Origin of the sequence: Sphingopyxis sp. J-6 (assembly GCF_046603995.1) — a bacterium.
Lineage (GTDB): Bacteria > Pseudomonadota > Alphaproteobacteria > Sphingomonadales > Sphingomonadaceae > Sphingopyxis.
In genome coordinates this window covers 1,566,721-1,593,456 of record NZ_CP145810.1, presented here as the reverse complement: position 1 = coordinate 1,593,456, position 26,736 = coordinate 1,566,721, and the positions used below count along the sequence as shown (strand labels likewise).

Here is a 26,736-nt window from a genome sequence, read left to right as displayed (position 1 = left end):
TCCTCGCAATGACCGGGCCGGTGGCCCCCTGCCCTAGCAACTGCGAACGACGATATCCTCCGCGTGGAGCGGGCGCGCCGGGTCGATGATCCGGATCGTCTGCTGCTCGCCCGCCGCCATATCGAAATAATTGTCGCTGACGATCGCGCTCTCCGACGAAAGCAGCATCTGGACGAAATAGAGATAGGCGGGCGCTGTGAGCGTCACCTCGACCTCGTTCGGCGACACTTGGCGGAACTCCGCCTGCGGCTGCGCCATCTTGTTGCGCACCAGATCCTTGATCGCCGCGAAGAAGAGCCGGTTCGCCGGAAAGGCGTCGTCCTTCGCGCGCACGATCAGCACCCGCGACGGATCGGCGCCGATCCGTTCGGCAGCACCGCTCCAAACCGGCTGGCTGCCATTGTCGGGAACGGCATAGTGCTGCACCGTCTCCGACCACAGCGTCGCGCCGCCCTCGCCTTCGCGCATGTCGAGCAGCGCGACGGTCAGTTCGCCCGACGCATGCCCGGCGCGATCGTTGGTGATCCACAGCTCGACCGAGCCGTCGTCCAGCGGTTTGAACGATGCGAGCAGCGGCGCATAGACGCGGCGGACATAATGGTAGCCGGCTTTCGCAAAGCCATAGAAATCGAGCAGGCTCCAGCTCACCCCCGGCCAGCAGTCGTTGAGCTGCCAGATCAGCGTGCCCGAACAATGCGGCTTGCGGCGGCGATAATGTTCGATGCCGAACTTCAACCCTTCGGCCTGCGCAATCTGGGTGAAGTCGACATAGTCCCCGATCGTCGTCGGCAGCCCCGTCACGGGCTCGATCATCGCGTCGACCTTGTTCTTCGGATTGTCCTTGATCCGGTTTTCCATCGCCGGGCTCTTGAGCGTCAACTGGTCGGCGGGCACCGAGCGGCGGAGCGTTTCCATCACCGGCGAGGCCTGGATTCCGAACTCGCTGATGAAGCGCCCCATGTCCTCGGCGTAGCGCTGATAGGCGACGCCCTCGGGGCTGCGGTCGACTGCCGAGGTCGACCGGTCATCGGGCACCGACGGCAATCCGTGCCAGACCGTCCAGTTGTGAAGATCGCCGGCCTTCATGCTGTTCGCGTGCGGCCCGCCGAACGGGCTGCCCGGCCAATAGGGCGTCGCGGGGTCGAGCTTTGCGACCTGCTGCGGAATGATGTCGTCGTAAAAGAGCGCGCCGAGGACGGGCGTATCCTGCCCCGTCGCCTCGTTGACGAACGACTGGATGAACTGGTTCTCGTTGTTGCCGCACCACAGAGCAATCGACGGATGATGCCGCAGGCGCCTGATCTGCCACGCCGCTTCGGCCGCGACGCTGGCATTGAAGTCCGCATCGTCCTCCGGATAGAGCGCGCAGGCGAACATGAAATCCTGCCACACGAGCACCCCCTGCTCGTCGCATAGGTCGTAAAAGGCATCATGCTCGTAGATCCCGCCGCCCCAGATGCGCAGCATGTTCATACCGCCGCGCGCCGACGCTTCGATCAGCGGCCGGTAATGGTCGCGAGTCAGCACGCCGACCAGCGAATGCGCCGGAATCCAGCACGCGCCCTTCGCGAAAATCGGCCGGCCGTTGAGCACGAAGCGGAAGAAGGAGGTACCCGGTTCGTCGGGGTCGGGCGACGTGTCGAGTTCGATCGTGCGGATGCCGACGCGCAATTCGGTGCGATCGATCCTCTCCCCGCCCGCCATCAGGGTCGCCGTCACACGATAGAGCGGCTGCGCGCCGAGATCGGCCGTCCACCACAGCTCGGCATTGGCAAGCGCGGCCGCCAGATGGCCGCGGCCGTCGGCAATCGATGATGTGTGCGAAAGGATCAGCGCTCCGGCCGGATTACGCACCTCGATCGCGAGAGCGAGTTCCCCCTCGTCGCCCAACGCCTCGATCTCTGCATCGACGCGAATGTCGGCGCCGCCATCGGCGTGGATTGCCAGGGTCCGGAACTGTAGCGCGTCGATCGCCGCGATCCGTTGCCGCCGCAGCTCGACCGGTTGCCAGACGCCGACGGTCGGCAGGCACGGCCCCCAGTCCCAGCCCCAGCCGAACTGCGCCTTGCGCACCAGATTGCGACGGCTCAGCCGCGCCCCGGTCCCGAGGCCGGGCCAGTCGAGAGCTTCGCGGTCACCAAGGCGCAGCGGCACCGGATCGAAGCGGATCGCGAGAATATTGGGGCCCGCGACCAGCGCGTCGGTCACGTCGATTTCCTTGCCGAGGAACATGTTCGACGACTGGCCGATCTCGGTCCCGTTCAGATAGATGGTCGCAAAGGTGTCGAGCCCGTGAAAGACGAGCGTCAGCCGTTCTCCGGACCTCGCCGCATCGGCATCGAAGCGGTGCCGCCACCACCATTCCCTGTCGGCAATCCATTTGCACGCCTCCTCGCCGCCTTCGCCATGATAGTCGGGGATCGCACCGGCAGCGAAGAGCGCTTCATGAATATCGCCCGGCAGTTTGACCGGCAGCCAGTCGCCTTTTGCGCTTTCCCGACCGGCGGCACCGCTCTGCACACCGGCACCGGGTTCGAAATGCGAAACCATCCAATCGTCGAAAGCCACCGATCCGTCTCCCGTTTTGCGTCGACATCGAACGTCGTCCGCCTATATTATCATCTTTCATAGATTATTCTATGATTGTATATCAACCGTGATTGTGGCACTCGATTCCCTGCCGGATGCGGATCGCGGGAGTGGAGGTGGTTTTTGCCCCGAACGCGCCCGCTGCCCAAGATAGAGAGACAGGAGCGGATTGATGAACCAGATCACCGGGGGCGCGCTGATCGCCCGCACATTGCAGGTCGCAGGCGTCGAAGAGGTTTTCTCGCTCCACGGCGGCCATCTCGATGCCTTTCTGATCGCCTGCCGCGATCATGGCATCCGCCTGACCGATACGCGGCACGAAGCGTCGGCCGGACATGCCGCCGAGGCCTATGCGCGCGCCACGGGCAAGATCGGCGTCGCCGTGCTGACCGCCGGGCCGGGTTTCACCAACGCCTACACCGCGCTCGCCAACGCCTATCTCGACCGGATGCCCGTCGTCTTCATCGTCGGCGCGCCATCGACGCGCGAGGGCGATCTCAACACGCTGCAAGGCGGCATCGATCAGATCGCCGCCGCCAGCCATGTCACCAAATGGGCCTATCGCGTCGGCCACGGCGCCCGCATTCCCGAGATCGTCGAACAGGCGATCCGCCGTGCGATGACCGGAACCCCGGGACCGGTGCTGCTCGAAGTGCCGATCGAAGTCATGTTCACGCCGATCGCCGCGCCGCCGCGGATCGAGGCACTGGGCAATTTCGCGCTCAGCGAAGGCGGCCCGGCGCCCAGCGGCAAACAGGTCGAGGCCTTGATCGACCTGCTCGCCTCGGCCGAGCGTCCGGTGGTGATCGCCGGCGGCGGCGCGACGCTGTCGCGCAGCGGCGAGGCGCTGCTTGCCTTTGCCGAAGCAACCGGCATTCCGGTCACCACCGGCATGAAGGGCGAAGGCCTGATGCCGCAGGATCACCCGCTATACGGCGGCAGCATGGTGAGCGTGCCGATTGCCGCCGCGATCGGGGCGCCGGCGGATGTCGTGCTGTTGCTCGGCCAGCGCGTCGGCCTGTTCACCGGCGGCCGCTATGGCGTCCTGCCCGCTGGCGCCAAGGTCGCGCAGGTCGATATCGACGGCGGCGAACCCGGGCGCGGCGGTCCGATCGACCTCGCGATCATGGCCGATTGCCGCGAAACCCTGCTCGCCCTGACCGAAGCCGCGCAGGGCCGTGACTGGGCGGATCGCGCCGAATGGGCCGGGGCGCTCCAGACCGCGCGCATGATCCCGCATCAGCAGTGGCTCGAAGCGCCGGTTACGAGCGCCGAAGGGCTGCTCCACCCCTATCATGCCTGCAAGGCGCTCGCCGCCGCGCTGCCCGAGGATGCGATCATCGTCTGCGACGGTGGCGAATCCTCGGTGTGGGTCCGCGACCATATCCGGCCCCGGGGCACCGGTTCGTTCCACATCACCGGCTACCTCGGCACGCTCGGCGTCGGACAGGGTTTCGCGATCGGCGCCGCACGCGCCTTTCCCGACCGCCCGGTCTTCCTGTTCGCGGGCGACGGCGGCGTCGGTTTCCACATCCAGGAGTTCGACGCGATGGTCCGTCACGGACTCAACGTCCACACCATAGTCCTCAACAACGCCTGCTGGGGCATGTCCCAGAACGGCCAGGACCTGATCTATGGTCAGGACAAGCGTGCGATCGTCGAGCTCGCCGACAGCGCCTATGAAAAGGTCGCCGAGGCATTCGGCGGCAAAGCCTGGCGCGCCGACACGATCGAAGACATCGCCGCCGCGATGAAGGGCGCGCTCGAAGGCGGCGTGCCGAGTTGCATCAACGTCCGCATCGACGGCAGCATCATCAACCCGGTCACGATGAACATGGTCGGCATCAAGCCGGGCGAAAAGCCCAAGCCGAAGGCGACCGAGAACGGCGCGACGAAAAGCGAAGGCGACAAGGTCGTCATGCCCTATTACGAGAATGTCGAGTAAGCAGCGATGAGCTTTGCCCTGGTGGAAGCGGCGGGATCGCGAGCGCGTCCCGCCGTCGTCGGCGTGATCGGCTGCGGCAACATCAGCCATGTCTACCTGCGCACGATCAATGCCTCGCCGACCCTGACACTGAAAGGCTGTTCAGGGCGCAACGACATGACCAATGCCGCGCAGGCTGCACTTTACGGCGGCATCGCGATGTCGATCGACGAACTGCTCGCCGATCCCGAGATCGACATCGTCGTCAACCTGACCCCGCCGCTCGTCCACCATGCGATCGGTCGCCGGGTGCTCGAAGCGGGCAAGCATCTTTATAACGAGAAGCCGCTGACGCACAGCCTCGACGAGGCGCGCGACCTGATCGCGCTGGCAGCCGACAAAGGGCTCGCGCTCGGCTGCGCGCCCGACACCTGGTTCGGCACACCGCATCAGGCGGCGCGGCGCGCGATCGACGCCGGGCTGATCGGCCGGCCGGTCGGCGGGTCGCTGACGATGGCATCGCACGGCATGGAATATTGGCATCCGACGCCAGAGTTCTTCTACCTGCCCGGCGGCGGACCGATGCTCGACGTCGCCCCTTATTACCTGACCCAGCTCGTCAATCTGCTCGGCCCGGTCGCGGCGGTGACCGCCTTCGCTTCGATGCCCTTTGCAACCCGCCGGGTGACGAGCCAGCCCGGCCCCGAGCGCGACATTCCGGTGGATGTCGCAACGAGCGTGAACGGCGCGCTCCTGATGGAAAGCGGTGCGAACATCGCCTTCACCCTGTCATGGGATGTGTGGAAACATCGGCGCCCGTCGCTGGAGATTTATGGCGAAACCGGCACGCTCGCCTGTCCCGACGCCAATTTCTTCATCGGCGGCTATCTGGCACCGGAAAAGGCGCAGTATAGCGTCGAGGGTGGCCAGTGGCAGGATCTGCCGGGCCAGCCCGACGCGGATCCGCGCGACATGGAATTCGCGCCGCTCGGCGGCCCGCGCGGGCTGGGCGTGGCTGAAATGGCAATCGCGATCGGCCAGGAAAAAGCCCCGCGCGCCGGTGCCGAGCTGGCCTATCATGTGCTGGAGACGATCCTCGCCGTCGACCGGTCGGCCCGCGAGCGAACCGCTGTCGACGTGCTGTCACGGCCGGTACGGCCGGAACCCCTGTGAGCGGAGCACCGATCGTCGCCGCCATCGAGACCGGCGGTACCAAACTACTCTACCGCGTCGCAACCGCCGAGGGAGAGACCTTGGGCGAAGGACGGTTCGAGACGGCGCAGCCGGAAACATCGGTTGCTCTTCTCGCCAAGGCGATCCGAGACTTGCTGCCGCGCAATCGGGAGCTGGCTGCGGTCGGCATCGCCAGCTTCGGTCCGATCGGCATCGATCCGGCTTCGCCCGCCTATGGGCGCATGCTTACGACGACGAAGCCCGGATGGGGCGGCTACGATCTTCGCGGCGCCATCGGCCGTGCACTCGACGCGCCGATCGCGCTCGACACCGATGCCAATGCCGCGGCGCTGGCCGAGCAGGCCATCGGCGCGGGACGAGGCGAACGCTCGGTCGCCTATGTGACGGTCGGAACCGGCATCGGCGGTGGCCTTGCGATGAACGGCGTCACATTCAAGGGGTCGTCGCATCCCGAGATCGGGCATGTGCGCCTCGTCCGCTCTCCCGGCGACCATGCTGCCAGCACCTGCCCCTTTCACGCCGACTGCGCCGAAGGTCTAATCGCGGGCCCTGCGCTCGGGCGCCGGCTGGCCGGTGCCCCCCACTTCTCCGATACGCCCGAACTTCTCGATCTGGCGGCCGATTATCTTGCTCAGCTTTGCGCCACCATAACCCTCGCCTGGTCGCCGGACTGTATCGTCGTCGGCGGCGGCGTCTTGGGTGTCACGGGCCTGTTCGACCGGACGCGTGCGGCACTCCATGCCCAACTCGGGACCTACGGCGGCGCAGACGCCCTCGATCCCGCAACCTATCTCCGCCGGGCGGCGCTCGAAAACGCGGGGCTGGAAGGCGCGCTGCTGATGGCACGGACTCTGGCAATGCCCCGTGACGACTAATCGTCCGCTCCCCAAAAGGCCCTCGGCGGATCTGATTGCACAGCTCGACGCGGGGCCGGTCCACGCATGGGGTGCCGTCAGGAACGATGTCTGCCGCCGCGATCCCGAAGCGCGCGCGGCGATGCTCGACACGTTGGGCATCCGCCGCGCCGCGATCGATTGGCGTTACGCGCAACTCGAAACGCTCGACGACGAGCTGTCCGCGTTGCGACGGCATGATGTCTCCGCGACTGCGATCTGGGCGCCGATCTCGCTTTACCCGCTCAACGACGGTCACCTCGATCTGTTGTTCGGCTTCATCGAGCGCAATGCTCTCGAAATCTCGCTCTGGACGACGCTCATGCATCCCCACGACATCGACGAATGGGGCGAAAGCAAGAAGGTCGATCTGACCTGCGAGGCCGTCACGCGGCTTGCCGACCGGGCAGCGCGGCTTGGCTGTACGGTCGCGCTTTACAATTACGATGGCTGGTTCTCTCGCCCGGGATCGCTTCGAAAGATCGTCACGGCCGCGAACCGCCCGAATGTCGGGATCGTCTACAACTTCCATCATGCGCAGGACGACGTCGCCGGATTTGCCGCGCATGCCGCGGCGCTGCTGCCACGGCTGCACGCGGTCAATCTGGGCGGCGTCACGGCCTCCGACCCGCGCCCGATCGCCTTTGGCGAGGGTGAGCTGGAATTCGGCATGCTGACGAGCTTGCTCGATGCCGGATATCACGGTCCTATCGGGCTTGCCTGCTACGACGCCAAGGCCGACGCTCTGGATTGCCTGTCCAAAGGGCTCGCCGGATTGCGGAAATTCAGGCAATCACTCGACGAACGCGAGATCTCGTACGGCTAATCGGAACCCACAGACGGCGGAAATTCCGAGGCAAACAGGAAGGGCGCCGGCGACGCGGCCGGCGCCCATCAAATCCACGGCAGCGCCCGTCAGATCTTGAACGAAAGCTGCACGCCATAGGTGCGCGGCGCCTCAACACCGACGCTGCGGTTGACGAGATAGCCTGGCGTCAGCGGCAAGACATAGGGCGATGCAACGCTCGAACCGGGCAAACCGCCGATATTGTCGTAGTTCGTCTTGTCGAGGAGGTTCTTGGCAAAGACGATAATGCGGTAACGGTCGTCCTTGCCGGTCCACAACAAGCGCAGATCGACACTTTCCGATGTCGGAATGCGATAGTAGCTGCGATTGAAGACGCTCGCCCACATCTTGTCGCGCCAGCTATAGCTCGCCGACAGCGTCACCGCTCCCGGACCGACGTCGAACGTATAGTTGGCGTTGGCTGCAATCTTGTGCCGCGGCTGCAACGGCAGTTCCTGGCCATCGAGCGTCTGGAAGCGGCGCGTGCCGACGACCGGCCCCGAAGGCTGGGCGCCCGGCGCCGTCGCCGTCGGGTCCGCACCATCGAAGTAGCAGCACGAGTTGATCTTCGAATCTGCATAAGCGTAGTTCAGGATCAGTTGCAGGCCGTCGACCGGCTGCCAGCTCGCTTCCACCTCGGCGCCCCAGGATTTGGCCTTCTCGAGATTGAAAAAGCCCGTGAGATCGATCAGCGGCGTGGGAATGCTCAGCGGAATTTGAAGCCCGCGATAGTCGTAATAATAGCCCGCGACATTGAGCTGCACCCGCCCGAAGCCCTGCTTCGCGCCGACCTGATAGGCGTTGACATGCTCCGAGGCCGTCCGCGGCGAAGCGGTGATACCGCCGGCGTTGAAACCGCCGGATTTATAACCGCGACTGTAGCTGGCATAGACAAGGCTATCTTCCGAAGGACGCCACTGGATCCCCGCGGTACCGCTGAGGCTTTTCCACGTATCGTCGAGCACGCGCCGGGCCCTGCCGGTCGCCGGATCGATCGTCGTCGCACTGGCGACCCCGTCGGCCGGGAGGAAGGACGCGATGGACGAGGTGATGTCGAGTGCGGGCGTAAACGACCCGAGTTGATCGGCGGTCAGGCCGGCTGCGCAGCCGAGACAGACGGCGCGGAAGCTCTCGATCGCCCGCTTTTCGTCGATCGAGTAGCGCAGCCCTCCGGTGAGCCTGACGGTGCTGGTCACGTCCCAGTCGAGTTGTCCGAACGCCGCATAGGATGCGGCTTCCAGATTGGTCCCCGCAAAGACCGTATCGCCGGTTGGATTGGCAGGACCATTGGCAGGCGCCTTCATCTGTGCTTGCTCGGGCATGCCGAAGTGCGACTCCTGATCGAGGATTTCTCCGTAATAATAGAGGCCCGCGATCCAGTTCAGCGGGCCGTCGCCCTTCGACAGGAAGTTGATTTCGGCGCTTCCGAACGAGCGGTTCTCGACATAGCCGAAGGTCGCCGAAGGATTGACGGTCAGCGCGGTACAACCCGGAATAAAGCCGCAGACGGCTCCCGCCGCGAGCGGAAAATTGTACGACTTCATGCTGCTGCCATCGAGATCCGTGATCGAATCATAGCGTATCTCGCGGTAACCGCCGAGAATGCGGATATCGAACGGATCGAGCTCGACATCGAGCTGGCCCTGCACGCTGAATGCACCGCGAATCCGCGCGCGTCCCTCGGTGTCGGTGGAGATTTCCCGGATATTGTCGACGCCGGGATTGGTCGTCGCAGATCCAAGCGCCTGATAGCCGGGCAAGAGGAAACCGAACTGCGACCCGGGCGTCAGCGCGCCGCTCGGATAAGGCGCATAATCCCATGGCGTGTCGGAGTTCACCGACCGCGGACGTTGATCGGCACGCGACGTCGTCGCCTTCAGCCATAATGTCGCCTGCGGCCCGAGGTCGAGTTCGGCCTGCCCCTCGATATAATAGCCTTCGGATACGCCGCCTTCGCTGCGCCCGCCCGCGATGTTGCGGAAATAGCCCTTGTTCTGGTCGGCCCAGCTACCGCCGAGCTTGACGCGCAGGCCATCGGTGACCGGCCCCGAGATCGCGCCCTGGATCGCATAGGCGTCGTAATTGGCAATCGTCGCGCGGCCTTCGATCGACAGTTCGCGGGTCGGGCGTTTCGAGACCGCGTTGATCGCACCGCCAATCGAGTTGCGCCCGTAAAGCGTCCCCTGCGGACCACGAAGAATCTCGACCCGGTCGACGAAGAAATCGCTGCCGGCGATCGACGTGGTCGCCGAGTCGTAGATACCATCGACATAAGTGGCGACGCCGGGATCGCTGCCCGCCGTGTTGGTCTGACGCCCGATCCCGCGCAGGAATACCCGGTCGGAACCGGCGTTGTAGCTCAGCCCGGGCGTAAACTGCGCCATATCGCCAAGATCGGAGATGCCGATAATTTCGCGCGTCTCGGAGGTAAAGGCGGTCACCGCCTCCGCGACGTCGTTGAGGCGCTCGCTGCGTTTTTGGGCCGTGACGACGATCTCGTTGTCGCGATAGGTGCGCGCATCCTCGTCTACCGGCGCCGCATCCGCCGTTTGGGCATGCGCGACGGGCACAAGCCCGGTCAGGGCGGTCGACAACAGAAACAGCTTGGTCAGGCGCATAATCTCTCCCTTCCGATGCTCTCCGCCAGAGGTGGAGGCTCGTTATCCCACTTTCGGGTCTTCGCCCGATGACACTTGGTATCGAATAAAATTCTATTCGTATAGTATTATCTTCATCGATATATTTTATCTGCCCGGGGCGGTAGCCCGATGTCGGGAATCGAACTCCGCCGTCAGCCCGCCGTCGACCGCGATCGACTGCCCGGTGACAAACCGGCTTTCGTCCGAGGCCAGCCACAATATGGCGTTCGCGATATCTTCGGGCTGACCCGCGATCGGCAGCGGCTGCGTACCCGCGAGACCTTGTTCGACGGCCGCCTTGCCGAACCCGTCCGTCATGAGCGGGCTGTCATAGATGATCGGGGTAACGATGCCGCCGGGACACACGGCATTCGCGCGGATGAGGTCGCGCGCGCCTTCCATCGCCGCGACGCGGGTCAGTTGCAGAACGCCAGCCTTCGACGCGCCATAGGCACCCTGCCCCGGCATGCCGAGCAACGCCGATATCGAAGAGGTCGTGACGATGGATCCCCCGCCGCGCCGCCGGAGCATCGGAAAAGCATATTTCATACCCTGCCAAACCGCCCGGAGGTTGACGTCGATCGTACGGTCGAAAAGCGCCTGATCGCATTTCTCGATGCTGATCTCGCCGCCGCCGACGCCAGCGTTGTTGACGAGAATATCGAGACCGCCGAAGTGCGACTGCGCCGCCTCGAAAACCGCGCCCAGCGCTGCGGGATCGGTAATGTCGCACGGCATGAAGCTCGCAGCAGGGCCCAGCCGCCGGGCGATCGCATGGCCGTCATTGTCGCCGCCGACCTCGCGGCGCCGGTGGTGCAAGCTGGACGCCACATCGCCGATCTGCCCGGCCAGCGCCTTGCCCTGCCCCGGATCGAGATCGCAAAAGAGCACCTTGGCGCCTTCCGCAACGAAGCGCTCTACCGTGGAGAGGCCGATCCCCGACGCGCCGCCGGTGATGAGCGCCACCTTGCCTTCCAGCCGCTTGCTGCCTGTCATCCATACCTCCCCGCCGGGAGGACCGCGTTCCCGGAATCATTATGCCGGGAATAATATCTATCTTAGTCGATAATTCAATACGAATTGCATTACTGTCCGTTCAGGGCAATCTCCGGGGACGTCATTGGCTCAATGGCGGCCTGCCGACCCCAACGCGAAACCGGAAAATGGAGACGTGCCTGGTCGACGAACAAAGCGATTTGTCGGAGCCCCGACATTGCTGGCAAGAAGAGCGCCAGCCCGGCCTCAAATCGACAGCTTGGCATCGCCTTCCAAAATTCGCTGTTCCAGCTTCGGCCGTGTACCCGGCTCCCACATTTGTGCGAGATGCGATACGCGATAGCGAAGCGGGCCACCATCGGCTGTTGCGGCACGCGCAATCGGGCGGACGATGCAGACGAACTCCGCTTCGATCGCGTCGGGACCGGCGCTGACCACGGTATAGCCATGCCCGGCCATATCGACGAATTCCAGATGCGGCGCGACGTCGGGATTGGTCATCGCCCGCGCCTTTACGATATCGCCGCTCGCCGCATATTCGAGCGCCGCGCGCACTCCGCGCTTGATCGTCAGGTTGATCGTATGCTCGGGCGCGGCGCCCGCCTGCTTGCGGACGAAGAGCGGCAGCAGGGGCGAATCCTTCCAATATTCGGCGGCTTCGCCAAGGCCCGGCGCGGATATCGAACCGGTGATGAAGCTGAGCCCGACCGGCGCGAACGCGGCAGGCGGCAGAGCGGGTGCGGCATAGCCGGCCCAGAAGCTGTGGCGATCGCCCGAGACGGTGACAAAGCCCGACACCTTGTTGTCGCGCACCATATCGTAAATCTCGGCACGTTCGGCGAAGGCTCCGCTCAAGTCGCCGCCGCCGAAAGTCCCGTAATCTCGGCCCGGCCATTTCCCTTCGACCAGCCCGGCGGGAAGATTCTGCGGATCGGTGCGCATGTCGAGCGGGCCGTTGGTCGCGCCCCAGATTTTCCAGGTTGCGGTCGATCGGGTCAGCCGCTCCTTCAGCCACGCCTTCTGCTCGCGGCCGAGCGCGGTGTATGCGGGCTCGTCCTTGCGATAATTGGGGATACTCTTTTCGCCGACCGCGATTGTCGCTGGCGGCTTACCGCCGGCATAATCCTTTCCGCCGTCGACGATCTCCATCCACTCCTGCGGAACAACCGGATACTCGCCCGAATCGAGCGCCGCCGCCTCCGGCCGGTCGGTCGGGTCCGCTTCCTTATAGCTGTGGAGGTCGGTCAGGACCAGATCGACATGCCTGCCGTAACGCAGCGCGCGGTACGCCGTCATGCTGCCGACCGCAGCGCGGTTGTTCGCTTCGGTACCAAAGCCGTCATCATCGAATGTGTCGATCGGCGCCTTTTCGACCGCGGGCGGATCGAACTGCTCCAGCCCGGGACCCGATGCCTTGCGGACGCGCGAGGGAATATATTCCCACCATGCCTGGTTGGCGGCGACGCGCAGCGGCTGCGCCGGCTCGATCTGACCGCCGAATTTGGTGAAGCTCTGCCAGCCCTGCCACGAGAATTCGTGATTGTCGCCGATGCACACGAACGGAAAATGCGCGCGGGCATCCTGAATGTCCGGATCGTCGATATGCGCCCGATAGACGTGGCGATATCCGGCGAGATTGGTCGGCACGTAGAAATTGCCGACTTTGCGCGCGTCGGGGATATGGCCGAGATCGTAGACGGTGCGCGAATAGCGGTTCGGGGTTTCCTCGGGATATTCGACCACCTCATAGATGAAGTCGCCGAGATGCAGGACGAAGCCGAACTTGCGGTCGGCGGCCGCGCGCTCGTCCTCCCAGATCATCCGGCGATAGGCGTTTTGCGCGCCCTCGTTGACGCTGTTGCACGACACGAAGGCGAAACGAACCGGGCGTGTGTCGTCGGCGCGCGGCGCGGTGAGGGTGCGTCCGATCCGGCTGCCCGCGCCGCCGTCATCGGTGAAACGGTACCAATAGGCGGTCGCTGGCGAGAGCCCGCCGACCAGCGCACGGCACGTCCAGTCGGCCGCCGCCAGCACCGGTGCGCGCGCAGCGGCTACGACGCTGCGGAAGTCGGGGTCCAGCGCCACTTCCACCGTCAGTTCATGTCGTTCGCCCTGGTCAAAGGGCCTTCGGGTCCAAAGGACGATGCTGTGTTCGTCGGGGTCGCCAGACGCGACGCCCTGAGGAAAGAGATCGCGATCTTCCGTCCATGCGATACGCGAAGCCGCGGCGGACGATCGCGACGCCCAGATGCCGCTGATCCCGATCGAAGCCGCGCCCGCCAGAAACTGCCGCCGGTCCATCGCTCACCCCCAATCCCGACCCAAGTCGATTTCGTGCCGCAAGGCATGAGCCGCGATGACCATGCACGAAAGGACAAGCACACAAGCGCCGGTAACTTTTCGACGAAACGCCGATCAGGTGCGGCTCGGCCGTTGCAACAGCCGATGCGACGATGGCTATCCGGCTTGCCGGGCCGACAGAATGATCGATTCTATCTGGAGCGCGATAGAACGAGCGACCGGTACCGGCCGCAGCGACGACCGGCGCAGATATTCGCCGATATAGTCGGCAGTGAGTGCCTCTGCGGCCGCAGCCAAAGCAGGCTCGCCCAGTCGCCGGGCCAGTCGCGCAAGCATGGCGGGCGCACGCATCTGGGTCGTTCCGGGCTCAAGCTGCACAAGGTCGGCAAGACTCTCGCGCCGCTGCGTTTCGGCGGTCTTCAATTGCGCCTCGGCGGCAGCAAGCTGTGTGTCGGAAAGCGCGGCCGCTTCGCGCAGCGCAAGCATCAGCGCCTGACTTTCGCTGTCTGAAAGATCGCGGGCAAGCAAAGGAGCCGCCTGATCGAGCAGTCGGGCATTTCTGCGAAGCTGATCCAGTTGCATTCGTACGATGTCCGCCTCGCTGCAGGGCGAGGGCCGGCTGCTGAACTGGCGGCTATCTTCCCATAGCGGCACTTCGCAGATCATGCAGAAACTGCCGTAGGTCTGTGCCGCAAATTCGGTACTGGAGCGCCCTGCCCCCCAGAATTGCCGCAAATCCTTGCCCGCGCGCCGCGCTTCGGCGAGGTACGGCTCGACCTCGAACGCCGAAAAGACGCCCGGCGCGAAGCTTTTGATCGTCGCATCGGGTTCGCCCAGCCGGTTGAGCGCGATACCGAAGCGTTTCGTCTGCCGCGACAACTGGCGCGCGAGCCCGGGCCGGTTTTCGCTGAGGATATAGAAGGCGCCGCCGGTGTCGCTGCCGTGCAGCGACGACTGGAAGTCGGGCCGGGCGATTGCGAGCGCGCGCTGCCAGCAGAGATTTTCGGGCGTTGCAGCCTCGAAACGGTAGCCGGGCATATCGAGTGGAAAGGCATATTCGGGCTGGCGCGCGAAAGCGGGGCGGAAAAAGTGCCGCATATAATTGGCGGTCGTCGCCGGCCCCTGCAGCCAACCGGCGTTGAGGTCGAGCCCATCGGGGTCGATGGCGGGGATGAAGTGCCAGCGATAGCCCGACCGCTCACGAAACTGCGGGTCGCGCGCAAGCCGGCAAACAAGCTCCACGATCGTCAGGCAGCCGATCGGCTCGTTCGGATGCGGCGCCCCGACGATCAGCGCCGATCGCTCGCCCGTGCCGATGCTGATCATCTCGATCGGCTTGCCGTTCGCACTCTGCCCCAGATGCTCGACCTGCGCCGCCGTACCCAGCGCATCGATCGCGGGCTGGATCAACCGACGCAGCGCGGTGCTGTCGGGGAAGTCGAACATCGGCTCGCGCGTCCATCCCGGCATGGGGATACCGGCGCCGGTCATCGCAAGGCCCGCCGCAAGCAGGGTGCGACGACCGACACCAAAAGGCCGGCCAGGATCGATATCTGCCATCGTCAGCGGGCCGGCTAGAAGCTCGACCGCACCCTGACCCCGACGGTGCGCGGGCTCCCGACCGACCAGGTCCGGCCGTCCGAACCGAAATAACGCGTCTGGTTTGCGCCATAAATGGGGAGCTCGTTGGTCAGATTGTCACCGAACAGCAGGACTTCCCATCCGTCGCGCGCAACGCCGATCTGCGCATTGACGAGCGTATAATCGGGAAGCCGCGTGGCGGCGTCCGGCGGCGACCCCGGCAGGCCGAACTCGGTCTGCCGCTTGTCGGTGAAGGACAGGTCGCTGCGCACCACAAGGTCCCAGTCGCCGAAGGTCGGGGCACGATAATCCTGCTGGATCGAGAAGGTCCACGCGGGGACGAACTGCAATTGCTCGCCCGCGTCGCCGCCGCTGAACGGATCCCCCTCGTCGAGACGCGAGTCGGTGTAGCCTACGCCGAAGGTGAAGTTCAGGGCGCGGCTCGGGCTCATCCGGGCTTCCAGTTCGAAGCCCTGCGTCGTGGCGCGTCCCGCGTTGACGTCGAAGATGCTGGCGCAGGTCGGCAGGACGAGGCTCTGCTGGATGTCGCGGTATTTGATCACGAAGCCGGTCAGGCTGGCGGAGAAGCGGCCATCGCGGCTCGCCTTGCGCACCCCGGCCTCATAGCTGTCGAGCTTTTCGGGCCGGGTGAACGGCGGAATGGTCGCCGGGTCGATACCCAGTTCGGCGAAATCGGGATCGCATACCGGGCCCGGCAGTGCGCGGCCGACGCCGGGGCGGAAACCCCCGGCATAGCGCGCATAGGCAAAAAAGGTCGGGGTCAGCTTGTACGATGCGCTCGCCGAGAACAGCGTACCGCTGTCCTTCGCCGTCGCATCGACGCCGACCGGGAAAAGCGCCCCCGGGGTATCGACGATCCGGCGGGGATTCTTGCGGTCATATACCCGGACGCCGCCCTTGATTTCTCCCTTCTCGTCCGCGAACTGCCAGCGCAGATTGGCGAAGCCCGCGATTTCGGTGACGCGCTCCTTGCCGGTGTAACCTGCATCGACGAGAGAATCGGGATCGCCGCCATATAGGCCCTCCGAATATTCGGGAATCGGCGCGTCGAAGCCCAGCCGCTGGAAACTGTCGGTTATGCTACGCAGATAGAAAGCCCCGGCAAGGAGCTGGACGGGAAAGTCCCAGTCCGAACTGAAGCGCAATTCCTGGCTGAACTGACGGAGATGCGTTCGGTTGATGAACGGCGACAGCAGCGCCGTGTTCGGATTGTCGACGAAGGGGCCGTTCACATCGGGATCGAAACCCGGATAAGCGAAGCCGGTGATCGCGGGATCGAGATTGTAGATGTCGCGCTGGTCGAGGCGCCGGCGGATCTTCTGGTCGACATAACCGGTCGCCGAAGTAATCGTGCCCGCACCGACGTCGAGGTCGAGCGTCAGATTGCCGATCCACGACCGGTCGGTCGCGCGTTCGGGAAAGAAACGGCTGGTGAGCAACGTATCGGGCGACCCGTCCGGCAAGCGCTCGTTCCGGTCGGATTCGTTGAAGCCGCCGTTGGTCCGGCTGTTGAACAGGACCGAGGCGCGGATTTCCAGTGCGTCCGACGGCGTCCATCCCGTAGCGATCCGGCCGGTAAACCGTTCGACCTCGTTGACATTCTTGCGGCGGTCGCCGGTCACCGGATCGATATTGTCGACGAAGCCGCCGCGGCGATCGTAGACCGCGCTCATCCGCACCGCGGCGTCGGTGCCGAGCGGCAGGTTGATCAGGGCCGCGGCGCCATAGTTCGCCGATCCGCCCGAGACATCGGCAACGCTGGCTTCGGCCCGCGCATGGATTTCCGACGGATCGGGGCGGACCTCGACGTAGCGGATCAGCCCGCCTGCGGCCGAGGCGCCGTAAAGGTCGCCCTGCGGCCCCTTGAGCACCTCCACCCGTTCGAGATCGTATAGCTGCGGATCGACCGAATTGGGGATCAGGATATCGTCGAGATAGGTAACGACCGTCGGCTGCGTGCCCCCCGACGGCGCAACACCGCGGAGCAGGATATTGCGGTCGCCAAGCCCCGTTTCGGGCGCGATCGACAGCGACGGTACCAGCCGGGCGACATCGTCGAGCGAGCGCAGTCCGCGGTCTTCGAGATTCTGGCCGCCGATCGCCTGCACGCTCGCTGCAATCGTGCGCAGCGGCTCGGCGCGCTTCTGCGCGGTGACGACGATCTCACCCGGTTGATCCGTGTCGCCGCTTGCCTGCGCGGCGGCCGGAGCCGCCTGTCCGATCGCCAGCAGCGCTGTGCCTGCATACAGCCAATACCCATGTTGCCCCACGACTCGTCCCTCCCTGTCATTGACAATAAAGACTGACTAGTCGGTTTTTATTTTTATGCAAGCGGTCGGTCGATCGTCACCCCGGCGCCCGGACAAGCCCCGCGAGCGTGATGGCGAGCCCGCGGCGCGCTTCCCTGTCCTTGTTGGCCGTTTCGTAGACATGGAGCGACAGCCGCCCCGAGGCGTAGGTATAGAGCATCGATGCCGCCTCGACCGGCGTGACCGCGTCGACCATCTCGATCTTTCCGTCGGCAAGAAGCTCCCCGATGACTTCGCTGAGGCGGCGCTCGCACCGCTCCGAATTCGCGATGAGCGCCTGCTTGATCGCATCGTTCGACGCGCCGATGGTGACTGCCTCGACTTCCAGCCGGCTGTCGACATCGCTGAGGCCGCGCAGCATGAGGTCGAAAAACATCTCTTCGAATTCGGCGAGGGTCGATGCCGCGATGGCGTCGTATATCGCCCCGCGCCGCGCCAGCAATTCGAGCATGACGGCGTCCTTGCTTTCGAAATGCGTGTAAAAGGCACCCTTGCTGATACCTGCTTCGGCGCAAATCGCATCGACCGAGGAGCCGCCGAAACCCTGTTTGGCGAACTGCCGTATCGCGGCATCGACGATATGCTCGCGCCGCTGTCGCATCGCCTGTTGATTGAGTTTCGGCATATTTTCCCCGGCCGCAATGTTCGAGGCGCCCGCGTCGGCCGTCCTCCGATTGCGTCCGTATAAAGAACCGACTAGTCGGTCACAATGCCATACCGCGCCCGTTTCGATCGGTAGCCGACCGCATGATCTCGTTCCGCACGGCAGGCAGCGGAAGCGGCGCCCCGTACGCGTCCGCAAAACTCGCCCTGCTGTGCGCCATCCTCGGTTCGGCATGGGCTGCGCGTTCGATATTCAATCCCCTGCTCGACCTTGCCAAGGCCGACCTCGCGATAAGCGATATGCATGTCGGGCTCGTGCAGGGCATTGCGCTGTCGCTGCCCGCCGCCCTGCTGTCGATTCCGGTCGGACGGATGATCGATACGCGAAACCGCATGCTGCTGCTCGTCGGTTTGGCCGCGGCGACGATGCTCGGGTCGGTCGCGACCGCGCTCGCTTCGTCCTTCACCGATCTTTTCGTCTATCGGGGCCTGACCGGCCTCGGGATCATGGAGGAAGCGGTGGTGCTGTCGCTCGCCGCCGATCTTTTCCCGCCGGAACGCCGCGGCCGCGTTACCGCGCTCATCATCCTTGCCGAATATTTCGGCAACGCGCTCGGCTTTGTCTTTGCCGGGTGGCTGCTGCCGGTCGCCTCGTTCATGCCCCTCTTCACCGGCGCCGGCGAATGGCGAATGGCGCCATTGCTGTTCGGACTGGCGGGACTGCTGCTGGCGCTTCCATTGCTCTGGATGCAGGAGCCGCCGCGCCGCGAAACGATGCCCGGCACCGGCGCCGCCAGCCTGGCAAAGGGCTTCGTGGCGCTCAACGCTTTCGGTCGCCTGCTATGGCCCCTGCTCGTCGCGCAGGTCGCGACAATCATGGCGGGCAATATGGCTTCGGTGTGGGCCGTCCCGGTTCTGGCGCGCGATTTCGGGTTGGGCGAAGCGGAGGGCGGCCAACTGGTGGCGGCAATCCTTCTCGTCCCGCCGCTGCTCGGCGCGCTGGCAGCCGGCATCCTTGCCGACCGGGGCAGCGGCCGCGGCGGCGCGATGTTAATCGCTGCGGCAGCATCGCTGCTGGCGCTTCCCGGCGCAGCATTTCCCGTGGTGGATTCGGTGCATGTGTCGGCTGCGCTGCTCGCATTGCTGGTGGCGGGTCAGACCGCGGCATTGCTCGGAGCGAGCGCGATCAGCATCCTCGTGCTTCCGAACGACATTCGCGGCCTGTGGTTCGGGATCAGCGGGGTGATGACGATGGCCTTCGGATTTGCCCTCGCTCCCTCGCTGGCGCCCTGGCTCGTAGCGGGAACGGGCGGAGAGCTGTCGTCGGCGCTCGCATGGATTCTCTTTGCTTTGCGGCATCTGCGCGGCGATCGGTTTCACATTGGCGCTACGGCAGAATGCTGCCGAGGGCGCCGACGGCCGCGGGCCTTTTTCCTCGCAGCGCTAATATTTCCTTCTGCGCAGCTTGAGATCTGAAAGGAAAATCATGCGGCAGGCCGAGGCGCACGCTCGCCCGGCACGGCGGCGACGCGCGATCGACGCGCCGGTCGGCAAGGCGACCCGCGGCTCGCAACAGCAAGCGATCGAGCCGCGTGAGATCATATTGCGGGCCGAGTTCGAGCTTGCGCCGGATATGGGCCGGAAGCAGCGACACCGAGGCGCGTGCAATCGCGCGATGCAAAAAGCGCGGGACGCCCGGCGCCGCCCGGCCTGACTGGATGATATCGAGAAATTCGAAGAGGATGGGATGCGGTTCGAAGCGCGGTTCGAGATCGGCCATCATCGCCATGAAGCCATCGACATTCGCAGGCGTATGCCGCACGCCGAACTCGCGGCCGATGACTTGAGAATCGCGCATGAAGCGGTCCTTGTCGGCGTCGGCGAGCGGGTGGACGAACCGGTCATAGGCCATCAGAAAACCATAGGAGGCGGTCGCCGCCACCCAGTCGAGCAGCACCGGGTCGAGCGCGCGATATTTTTCGCCTGCCGGCGTCTCGCCCTTCACCTTGCCGTGCATGCGGTTGACCTTGCCGATCACCTCCTTCGCAACGCTCGCCGGACCATAGCAGGCGAGCATCGCGACGAGCCCGGTGCGGCGTGACCGGCCGATCGGGTCGGCCTTGTAGGTCGAATGATCCCACACTCCCGACCGGATGCGCGGTTCGGCGAACTCGAGCAATACCGCGGCGATCCCGCCGATGCCCAGCGCGATCGGGTTCTTGTAGACGCGCCACTGGACGCTGTCGGGCGCAAGCAGGGCCGGTTCCCCGGCCGGAGAGGCGAAGTCGATTATCGTGCCCAGATAATTGTCCTGCATGCTGCTTGCGCCCTGGCCGGTTCGGATCAGAAATCGAAGCCCAGCGTCAGACCATAGGTCCGCGGCGGGTTCGGGAAGCGTACCACGACGTTGGCGTTGCTGGCGACCGCCGACCAGTAATAGCTGTTGAACAGATTCTTCGCCCACAGCGACACCGACCAGCCGCTTTCGCTCTTCACGCCAAGGCTGGCATTGACGGTGCCATAGGCTTTGACCTTGTAGAGATCGAGATCCTCGAAGATCGTGTTCGACTTGCTCTGGTAGCGTGCGCTGACCGCGCCGGTCAGGTTGAGCGTATCGCTGACCGGCGTGTCATAGGCGAGCGTCAGGCTGCCCTGGAATTCGGGGCTGTAGATGAATTCGGCGCCGTCGAAATTCTCCGGCTGCCCGGCGGCGTTGGTGCCGTTGTAATCGTCGATCCGCGTTTTCAGCCACAGCGCGTTGGCGGACAGCGTCAGGCCGGTCGCGGGTCGGACGGTGAGTTCGCCCTCGACGCCATAGGCTTTCGACTTCGGCACATTGTCGAGCCGCGACAGCGCCGTGTAGATCGGATCGGCGAAATAGGTGCTGATCTGCTTGTCGGCGTAGTCGTAGTAGAAGGCCGAGAGGTTCGCCTGCACCGCGCGGTCGGCGAGCGTCGCTTTCAGGCCGATTTCATAAGCCGTCAGCTTTTCCTGCGTCACCGGCGCATTCTGGCGCGCGAGGTTCGCCGCGTTGATCGGCGTCGTCCCCGATTTATAGCCGCGCGACACCGACGCATAGACCAGCGTATCGCTGTTCGGCGACCAGTTGAGCGCGCCGCGCCACGCGACATTATTCTCGTCGAGCACCGAACGCACTTCGCCGAAGGTACCGGTCACCGGATCGAAGGTGTTGCACTGCCCCTCCGCAATCGGCGCCGCCAGCACGCCATAGGTCTGGAGATAGAGCGCGCGGTTCACGACATTGACGTTGGGCAGCATGTTGCCGTTAAAGTCGCGCGAACAGCCGTTATAGTGCTGCTTGTCCTCGGTATAGCGAACCCCCGCGGTCAGCTTGAACTGGTCTGAAAGCTCCCAGTCGGCGTTGGCAAAGATGCTCCATGTCTTCGTCCGGATCCGGCCGAAATCTTCATAGGTCCGGAAAGCCTGCTGGAGCTCGGCCAGCGTGTAGCCCCCCGAGTTGAAGATCGGGCTCGCGAGCAACGGCGCGCCCGCGGCGCGGATCAGCCCGACATTGGCGTTCTGGCCCAGCATCGTCCGGTTGGAGTCGATGATCCGGTCGTTGGCGTAATAGGCGCCGACGAGCCAGGTCGCGGGGCCGCTTTCGCCTTCGATATGAATATCCTGCGCAAAGCTCTTGATCCGGCCGACGGTGTTCTGGAGCAGGATTTCGAACGGCGCGCCGCTCCAGTCGGAAAGTGCGTTGCGCTTGAAGTCGTTATAGCTGGTCAGCGAGACGAGTTTCATCGTGTCGCCGAGATCCTGATCCCAGCGCAGCTTCAGCCCCCAGAAGCGATTGTCTTCGGCGAGCGGCCCGTCGAGCCCGAGCCCGGTGCCGATATCGGCCGAGCGCTGCGCAGAGGGCGCCCAGTCGGCCTGCGTCGCCTTGGTCGGGAAATTATTCGCCAGATAATCGGCGAGTCCCGGCGCGTTGAAGAAGCGCGAATTGCTCGTCCCCGTTGCCGGGTTGGTGGCGGGGGTAAAGCCGATCCCCTGCCCGACCACGGTGTCGGACTTGTTCCGCCACCAGGTCACCGACAGGTCGAAATGCGTGCCCGGGGCGGGATCGATCGCCAGCGAACCGCGAATGCCGAGCTTGTCGACCTTGCCCTGCCGTTCGCCGCGGCTGTTGCTGACCTGCCAGCCCTTGTCCCTGTTCTCGCTACGGAACGCGATCCGCGCCGCGATCCCCTCGCCGAGCGGGCCGGAGATATGGCCGCCGATATTATATGTCTGGTAATTGCCGAGGTCGGCCTTGATGCTGCCCTCGAAGCTGTCGGTCGGCTTGCCGGTAATGAAATTGATCAGGCCGGCGGTCGTGTTGCGGCCATAGAGCGTGCCCTGCGGCCCTTTCAGCACCTCGACCCGCTCGAGATCCATCACCGGGCCGGTGTTCATGATCGGATAGGCGTAGGCGACTTCGTCGACATAAGTGCCGACCGTCGAAGTCGACGAGAGGTTGATCGTGTTGAAGCCGATCCCGCGCAACGTATAGGTCGGGACGCCCTGATAGCTTTGCGACACGGTAAAGCTCGGCGCGACGGCGGTCAGGTCGCGCACATCGGTGACGCGCAAGGCTTCGAGCGTGTCGCCGTCGACCGCCTGGATCGCCATGCCGACGTCGTTGATCGATTCCGCGCGGCGCTGCGCCGTGACGATGATCTCGCCCTCTGCCGATACGGCATTGGCGCCATCGGCCGCCGCTTCGGCCGCAAAAGCGGGCGCGGCGATCGCGAGGCTGGTGCCCGCGAGCAGGAAAAACCGGATTGCCTTCATCTTACATCCTCCCTCAAACGGCTTGCCGCTGCATTCATCTTCGTGCGAACGTTGCGTGGCCGGACGATGCAAGAGGACAAAAATAAGGCCGCACGGACAAGCTGGCATCCGTGGCAGGATCGGGTGGAGGACTGGATCGCGTGACCGACTACCGAACGCAAAGCTGGAATGCGATGCCGGCGCTGATTGCCGCGGTTCAGGCTGCGGGCGATGCGATCGGCCTACCCTACATTGCCGCGCAGGCCGATCTGGGCGACCCCGAACCGATGGGCGATGCCGAAGGACGCCCCTATGCCGAAACGAGCTTTCGCTGGATCGATCCCGACCATGCCTATTGGCGCGACCGCAAGCTGGCGCTGCATATCGCCTTCCTGACCGCGGCGCGGCTCGTCGCCGAGCCCTTCTTCTACAGCGACGGGCGCCTGCACACCTGGCGCTCGACCGGGCTGCTCGACGCGGTCGATTGCGAGCAGGCGAAGAACACGCCCAATTTCGGCGAGGCGATCGTCGCCCCGGTGCATTTGCCCCGCGGACTCGTCGGCGCGGTTTTCTGGTGCTCGCGCGAACCCGTGGGCGTCGAGGCGCTGTTCGGCAAACATGCAGGCGACCTGCACAATCTGGCGCTGAAGCTCGTCGCGACGCATAACGAAGCGCGCGGGCGCCCGCGCAACGCGACGGTGCCGCAAACGCTGACGCGGCGCGAGGTCCAGTGCCTGCGCTGGGCGGCGGCGGGCAAGACCGACGGCGAAATCGGGATCATCCTGTCGCTGTCGGTGTCGACGGTGCGCTTTCACCTCCGCAACGCGGCGACGAAGCTCGGCGCAACCGGGCGCGCGCAGTCGATCCAGCTCGCGGCCGGGCTCGGCTTCGTCGGCGCGCGCGCTGCCTGACGCAGGTGCCAGCTTGGCCTTGCTCCCCCGCCCCCCGATAAGCCGCGCATGGACATGCTGAACGATCCGGCGCTCGCGACTTTTCGGGGCGAGGTACGCGCCTTTCTCGACACCCGCCTCCCCCACGAACTGCGCGACGCCGCGTGGCGCGCGACGAGCGTCTTCATCGACCCCGCGGTCACCCTGCCCTGGCAGCGTATATTGAACGCCCGCGGCTGGGCGGCGCCCGACTGGCCGGCCGAGTTCGGCGGCCCCGGCTGGGACGAGATGCAGCGCTATGTTTTCGCTGCCGAATGCGCGCGCGCCGGTGCACCGGGGCTCGCACCGATGGGGCTCAAGATGGTCGCCCCGGTGATCATGCATTATGGCACGCCCGAACAGCGCGCCCATTATCTGCCGCGCATCCTGTCGGGCGAGGATTATTGGTGTCAGGGTTTTTCCGAGCCGGGCGCGGGGTCCGATCTCGCCGCACTACAATTGCGCGCGGTACCCGACGGCGACGATTATGTGCTGAACGGATCGAAAATCTGGACCACCCACGCGCATTTCGCCAACCGTATGTTCGCGCTCGTCCGCACCTCGAACGAAGGCAGGCCGCAGGCGGGAATCAGCTTCCTGCTCCTCGACATGGCGACGCCGGGGATCACGGTCGAGCCGATCCGCACGCTGGCCGGCAACCATGAATTCAACCAGGTCTTTTTCGACGACGTCCGCGTACCGCAGGCGAACCGGCTGGGCGGCGAAAATGAAGGCTGGTCGGTCGCAAAGCATCTGCTGACCTTCGAACGCGGCGGCAAATATGCGCCGGCGTTGATCGCGCGGCTCGAACGGCTGCGCGCGCAGCAGAGCGCCGATCCGCTGCTGCGCGCACGCCTCGACCGCGAAGTCGTTAGCCTGCAGGCGCTGCAGGCGCTCGAACTCAAGGCAATGCGTGGTGTCGGCGGCAGCGCGGCGCTTTATGCGTCGGCACTGAAAATCCTCGGCACCGAGGCTGCACAGCGTATCGACATATTGGCGTGCGACATCGCCGGCTTCGCTGCCTGGGCTGACGCCGACGGCCAGACGCCCGCCGAACTGGCGGTTGCGGTACCGCGCTACCTCAACGACCGCGCCGCGAGCATCTATGCCGGCTCGAACGAGATACAGCGCGACCTGATCGCCCGACTGATGCTCGGTTAAGCCTCTGCGAAGCGTGCCTGATGACCGGCACGCGAGCGCATTGCCGCGGCGATTGCGAGCGCGCGCTTGAAATGGGCGCCGAGCGGCAATTCCTCGGTCAGGCCCATGGCGCCGTGGATTTGCACCGCCCCCTCACCGACGACGCGTACCGCATCGGCGATTTCGACACAGACAGACCGGACCATCGACGCGCGATCGGCGCGATCCTCCTCGACCGCCGCAATCGCGGCTTCGACGAGTGCGGCGGCTTTCATCGCCGCCAACTGCATATCGACGAGGCGGTGGCGCAGCACCTGAAACGAGCCGATCGCGGCCCCGAACTGTTTGCGCTGCCCCAGATAATCGACGCTTTGCGCAATCATCCGCTGCATGAGACCAATGGCCTCGGCGCAGCGACCGGCGAGGATGAGATCGTCTCCATAATCGGCGAGCGCGCGGGCATCGGCTCCGGTAGCGAGGCGTTCGGCATCGCCGGGTTTCAGCGCAAAGCAAAGGTCGGCGGACACGCTGCCGTCGTGCATGATGCGATGGCGCTGCTCGACCTTCGCGGGGTCGGCCGCGACGAGCAGCAGCGCGTTGCCGTCGGCGAACAGGAACAGGTCGGCCTCGGCCGCACCTGCCACCAGCAAGGCGGCGCCGCGAAGCGCCCCGTCGTCGCCGACCGCTGGCATCGATAGCGTCGTCGCCGGACAGACGGCCGCGGCGCGAAGCGCGCCCGATGCAAGTGCCTGCAGGGTAGCGTGATCGGGTGCCGCGCGCGCGAGCAGCGCCGTCGCGGCGACATGCGACAGCCAGTCGGCACCCGCCAACGCCGGCCCCAATTCTGCCATGACGAGCGCGACGTCGGTTGGCCCACCGCCGAAGCCGCCCGCCGCCTCGGGCAGAGCAAGGCCTGCAAGACCAAGTGTATCGACCAGATCGCGCCATGACGGTCGCTCCTCATCGGCCAGAAAGCGCTGCACGCTGGCGCGCAGCAATCGCTGTTCCTCGCGAAGCGGAAGGTCGAGCAGGGGCATATCCATTCACTCCGCAGCCAAGGGAATAAGTGCCCTTGCCTCTTGCGTGTCTTGTTGTGCGGATTTCGACGGCCAGTCCAGCTAACGCCTGTATCAGTCTGCGCCGTTCGTGGCGGAACCCCGTCTCCCCGAACGCACTATCGGCTCGATTTCCCCGCGGCCCGCTTTTTATCCAATTGCGCCAAAAGACCCATCCGCTTATCATGAGCGGACAAGCTCAGGCGGGGAAAATTGGTGAAAAAGCCGGAAAAGAGGCAGCCGAAAATCGTCAGCCGCGTCAAGATCGCGGATTCGGTCACCGACGAAATCCGCCAACTCATCCTCTCTGGCGAGATCGCCGACGGCTCCCCCTTGCGGCAGGACGCACTCGCCGAACAGATGGGGACCAGCCGGATTCCGGTCCGCGAGGCGCTTTCGCGGCTCGAAAGCGAAGGTCTCGTCGCCAGCTATCCGCACAAGGGATATGTCGTCACCGGCCTGTCCCGCAGCGATATCGAAGAACTTTTCGATTTGCGCACCATGCTCGAACCCGACCTCATCCGCCACGCCATTCCCAAAATGACCGAGGAGGATCTGGCAGCGGCGACGGCGATACTCGAGGAATATGACGCCGCCCTACTGACTGGCGACGTCGACACATGGGGTGATCTCAACCGGCAATTCCATATGGCACTCTATGCGCCGTCCGGCCGGGCGAAGACGCTCGACATCGTCCGCAGCCTGCTTGTCAATGCCGACCGTTATACGCGGCTCGTCCTGACGGTCGGATACGGGATCGACAAGGCACAGGAAGATCATGGCGGCCTGCTGGACCTGTGCCGGCGCGGACTCATCAATCAGGCGGTGGCACTGACCCGCGATCATATCGAGCGCACCGGCGCCGACCTGCTCGAAATGCTCGATGCCCGCGACCGGGAAACGACGGGCGAGCCCGCTCCCGCAACCGCCTGAAGCGCGCCA

Annotated in this window: 18 protein-coding genes; 8 read left to right on the top strand and 10 right to left on the bottom strand. The window is 64.9% G+C overall.

All coding sequences use genetic code 11. From position 1 onward, the window contains the following. Nucleotides 1-33: 33 nt before the first annotated feature. Nucleotides 34-2,568, bottom strand: coding sequence for a beta-mannosidase (locus tag V6U71_RS07590; protein WP_411341680.1), 2,535 nt, complete (start codon nt 2,566-2,568; stop codon nt 34-36). 193 nt (nt 2,569-2,761) lie between these two features. Between V6U71_RS07590 and V6U71_RS07585 the strand changes: the two genes are divergently transcribed. Genes V6U71_RS07585 through V6U71_RS07570 form a run of 4 tightly spaced genes read left to right on the top strand, consistent with a single transcriptional unit; the run spans nt 2,762 to nt 7,426 of the window. Continuing rightward, nucleotides 2,762-4,534 (top strand): thiamine pyrophosphate-binding protein, encoded by a 1,773-nt coding sequence (locus V6U71_RS07585; protein WP_411341679.1) that lies wholly within the window; start codon nt 2,762-2,764, stop codon nt 4,532-4,534. Between the two features lie 6 nt (nt 4,535-4,540). Then, entirely contained in the window at nt 4,541-5,686 is a 1,146-nt protein-coding gene (locus V6U71_RS07580; RefSeq protein WP_411341678.1) for a Gfo/Idh/MocA family protein, read from the top strand. Then, nucleotides 5,683-6,582 (top strand): ROK family protein, encoded by a 900-nt coding sequence (locus tag V6U71_RS07575; RefSeq protein WP_411341677.1) that lies wholly within the window; start codon nt 5,683-5,685, stop codon nt 6,580-6,582. The genes V6U71_RS07580 and V6U71_RS07575 overlap by 4 nt, the downstream gene beginning before the upstream one ends. Beyond that, entirely contained in the window at nt 6,572-7,426 is an 855-nt protein-coding gene (locus V6U71_RS07570) for a sugar phosphate isomerase/epimerase family protein (protein ID WP_411341676.1), read from the top strand. The genes V6U71_RS07575 and V6U71_RS07570 overlap by 11 nt, the downstream gene beginning before the upstream one ends. A gap of 89 nt (nt 7,427-7,515) precedes the next feature. On the opposite strand, the gene V6U71_RS07565 is transcribed toward V6U71_RS07570, so the two are convergent. The 6 genes from V6U71_RS07565 to V6U71_RS07540 form a co-directional block, all read right to left on the bottom strand. Continuing rightward, nucleotides 7,516-10,065, bottom strand: a complete 2,550-nt coding sequence (locus V6U71_RS07565; protein WP_411341675.1) for a TonB-dependent receptor — start codon at nt 10,063-10,065, stop codon at nt 7,516-7,518. A 126-nt stretch (nt 10,066-10,191) separates the two neighbouring features. Beyond that, on the bottom strand, nt 10,192-11,082 hold the full coding sequence (locus V6U71_RS07560) for an SDR family NAD(P)-dependent oxidoreductase (RefSeq protein ID WP_411341674.1): 891 nt from the start codon (nt 11,080-11,082) through the stop codon (nt 10,192-10,194). A gap of 246 nt (nt 11,083-11,328) precedes the next feature. Next, nucleotides 11,329-13,383, bottom strand: coding sequence for an alkaline phosphatase D family protein (locus tag V6U71_RS07555; RefSeq protein ID WP_411341673.1), 2,055 nt, complete (start codon nt 13,381-13,383; stop codon nt 11,329-11,331). A gap of 156 nt (nt 13,384-13,539) precedes the next feature. Next, nucleotides 13,540-14,853 (bottom strand): M14 family zinc carboxypeptidase, encoded by a 1,314-nt coding sequence (locus tag V6U71_RS07550; RefSeq protein ID WP_411341672.1) that lies wholly within the window; start codon nt 14,851-14,853, stop codon nt 13,540-13,542. A 104-nt stretch (nt 14,854-14,957) separates the two neighbouring features. Further along, nucleotides 14,958-17,255 carry a TonB-dependent receptor gene (locus tag V6U71_RS07545; protein WP_411341671.1) on the bottom strand — a complete coding sequence of 766 codons (2,298 nt, stop codon included), beginning with the start codon at nt 17,253-17,255 and terminating at the stop codon, nt 14,958-14,960. A gap of 76 nt (nt 17,256-17,331) precedes the next feature. Further along, nucleotides 17,332-17,919 carry a TetR/AcrR family transcriptional regulator gene (locus tag V6U71_RS07540; protein WP_411341670.1) on the bottom strand — a complete coding sequence of 196 codons (588 nt, stop codon included), beginning with the start codon at nt 17,917-17,919 and terminating at the stop codon, nt 17,332-17,334. Between the two features lie 122 nt (nt 17,920-18,041). On the opposite strand from V6U71_RS07540, the gene V6U71_RS07535 reads away from it, so the two are divergent. Further along, nucleotides 18,042-19,373 carry an MFS transporter gene (locus V6U71_RS07535; protein ID WP_411341669.1) on the top strand — a complete coding sequence of 444 codons (1,332 nt, stop codon included), beginning with the start codon at nt 18,042-18,044 and terminating at the stop codon, nt 19,371-19,373. Here the strand turns inward: V6U71_RS07535 and V6U71_RS07530 are convergent. Both V6U71_RS07530 and V6U71_RS07525 read right to left on the bottom strand, forming a co-directional pair. Further along, entirely contained in the window at nt 19,285-20,214 is a 930-nt protein-coding gene (locus tag V6U71_RS07530) for an oxygenase MpaB family protein (RefSeq protein WP_411341668.1), read from the bottom strand. The genes V6U71_RS07535 and V6U71_RS07530 overlap by 89 nt on opposite strands. Before the next feature lie 26 nt (nt 20,215-20,240). After that, nucleotides 20,241-22,691, bottom strand: coding sequence for a TonB-dependent receptor (locus V6U71_RS07525; RefSeq protein ID WP_411341667.1), 2,451 nt, complete (start codon nt 22,689-22,691; stop codon nt 20,241-20,243). A 140-nt stretch (nt 22,692-22,831) separates the two neighbouring features. Between V6U71_RS07525 and V6U71_RS07520 the strand changes: the two genes are divergently transcribed. Together V6U71_RS07520 and V6U71_RS07515 are read left to right on the top strand one after the other, a co-directional pair. After that, nucleotides 22,832-23,581: a helix-turn-helix transcriptional regulator gene (locus V6U71_RS07520; protein WP_411341666.1), complete on the top strand. Its 750-nt coding sequence runs from the start codon at nt 22,832-22,834 to the stop codon at nt 23,579-23,581. Between the two features lie 48 nt (nt 23,582-23,629). Continuing rightward, nucleotides 23,630-24,760, top strand: a complete 1,131-nt coding sequence (locus V6U71_RS07515; RefSeq protein WP_411341665.1) for an acyl-CoA dehydrogenase family protein — start codon at nt 23,630-23,632, stop codon at nt 24,758-24,760. Here the strand turns inward: V6U71_RS07515 and V6U71_RS07510 are convergent. Next, nucleotides 24,757-25,782: an acyl-CoA dehydrogenase family protein gene (locus V6U71_RS07510; RefSeq protein WP_411341664.1), complete on the bottom strand. Its 1,026-nt coding sequence runs from the start codon at nt 25,780-25,782 to the stop codon at nt 24,757-24,759. The two genes, V6U71_RS07515 and V6U71_RS07510, sit on opposite strands and share 4 nt — an antisense overlap. Nucleotides 25,783-26,010: 228 nt before the next feature. Here V6U71_RS07510 and V6U71_RS07505 point away from each other — a divergent pair, with 228 nt between their 5' ends. Next, entirely contained in the window at nt 26,011-26,727 is a 717-nt protein-coding gene (locus V6U71_RS07505; RefSeq protein ID WP_411341663.1) for a GntR family transcriptional regulator, read from the top strand. The last annotated feature ends 9 nt before the right edge of the window (nt 26,728-26,736 follow it).

What these genes read in the sequence shown, in the direction of transcription:
- V6U71_RS07585 (WP_411341679.1), top strand. Translation starts at nt 2,762, where the DNA reads ATGAACCAGATCACCGGGGGCGCGCTGATCGCCCGCACATTGCAGGTC.
- V6U71_RS07580 (WP_411341678.1), top strand. Translation starts at nt 4,541, where the DNA reads ATGAGCTTTGCCCTGGTGGAAGCGGCGGGATCGCGAGCGCGTCCCGCC.
- V6U71_RS07565 (WP_411341675.1), bottom strand. Translation starts at nt 10,065, where the DNA reads ATGCGCCTGACCAAGCTGTTTCTGTTGTCGACCGCCCTGACCGGGCTT.
- V6U71_RS07560 (WP_411341674.1), bottom strand. Translation starts at nt 11,082, where the DNA reads ATGACAGGCAGCAAGCGGCTGGAAGGCAAGGTGGCGCTCATCACCGGC.
- V6U71_RS07555 (WP_411341673.1), bottom strand. Translation starts at nt 13,383, where the DNA reads ATGGACCGGCGGCAGTTTCTGGCGGGCGCGGCTTCGATCGGGATCAGC.
- V6U71_RS07550 (WP_411341672.1), bottom strand. Translation starts at nt 14,853, where the DNA reads ATGCCGGGATGGACGCGCGAGCCGATGTTCGACTTCCCCGACAGCACC.
- V6U71_RS07540 (WP_411341670.1), bottom strand. Translation starts at nt 17,919, where the DNA reads ATGCCGAAACTCAATCAACAGGCGATGCGACAGCGGCGCGAGCATATC.
- V6U71_RS07535 (WP_411341669.1), top strand. Translation starts at nt 18,042, where the DNA reads ATGATCTCGTTCCGCACGGCAGGCAGCGGAAGCGGCGCCCCGTACGCG.
- V6U71_RS07530 (WP_411341668.1), bottom strand. Translation starts at nt 20,214, where the DNA reads ATGCAGGACAATTATCTGGGCACGATAATCGACTTCGCCTCTCCGGCC.
- V6U71_RS07525 (WP_411341667.1), bottom strand. Translation starts at nt 22,691, where the DNA reads ATGAAGGCAATCCGGTTTTTCCTGCTCGCGGGCACCAGCCTCGCGATC.
- V6U71_RS07515 (WP_411341665.1), top strand. Translation starts at nt 23,630, where the DNA reads ATGGACATGCTGAACGATCCGGCGCTCGCGACTTTTCGGGGCGAGGTA.
- V6U71_RS07510 (WP_411341664.1), bottom strand. Translation starts at nt 25,782, where the DNA reads ATGGATATGCCCCTGCTCGACCTTCCGCTTCGCGAGGAACAGCGATTG.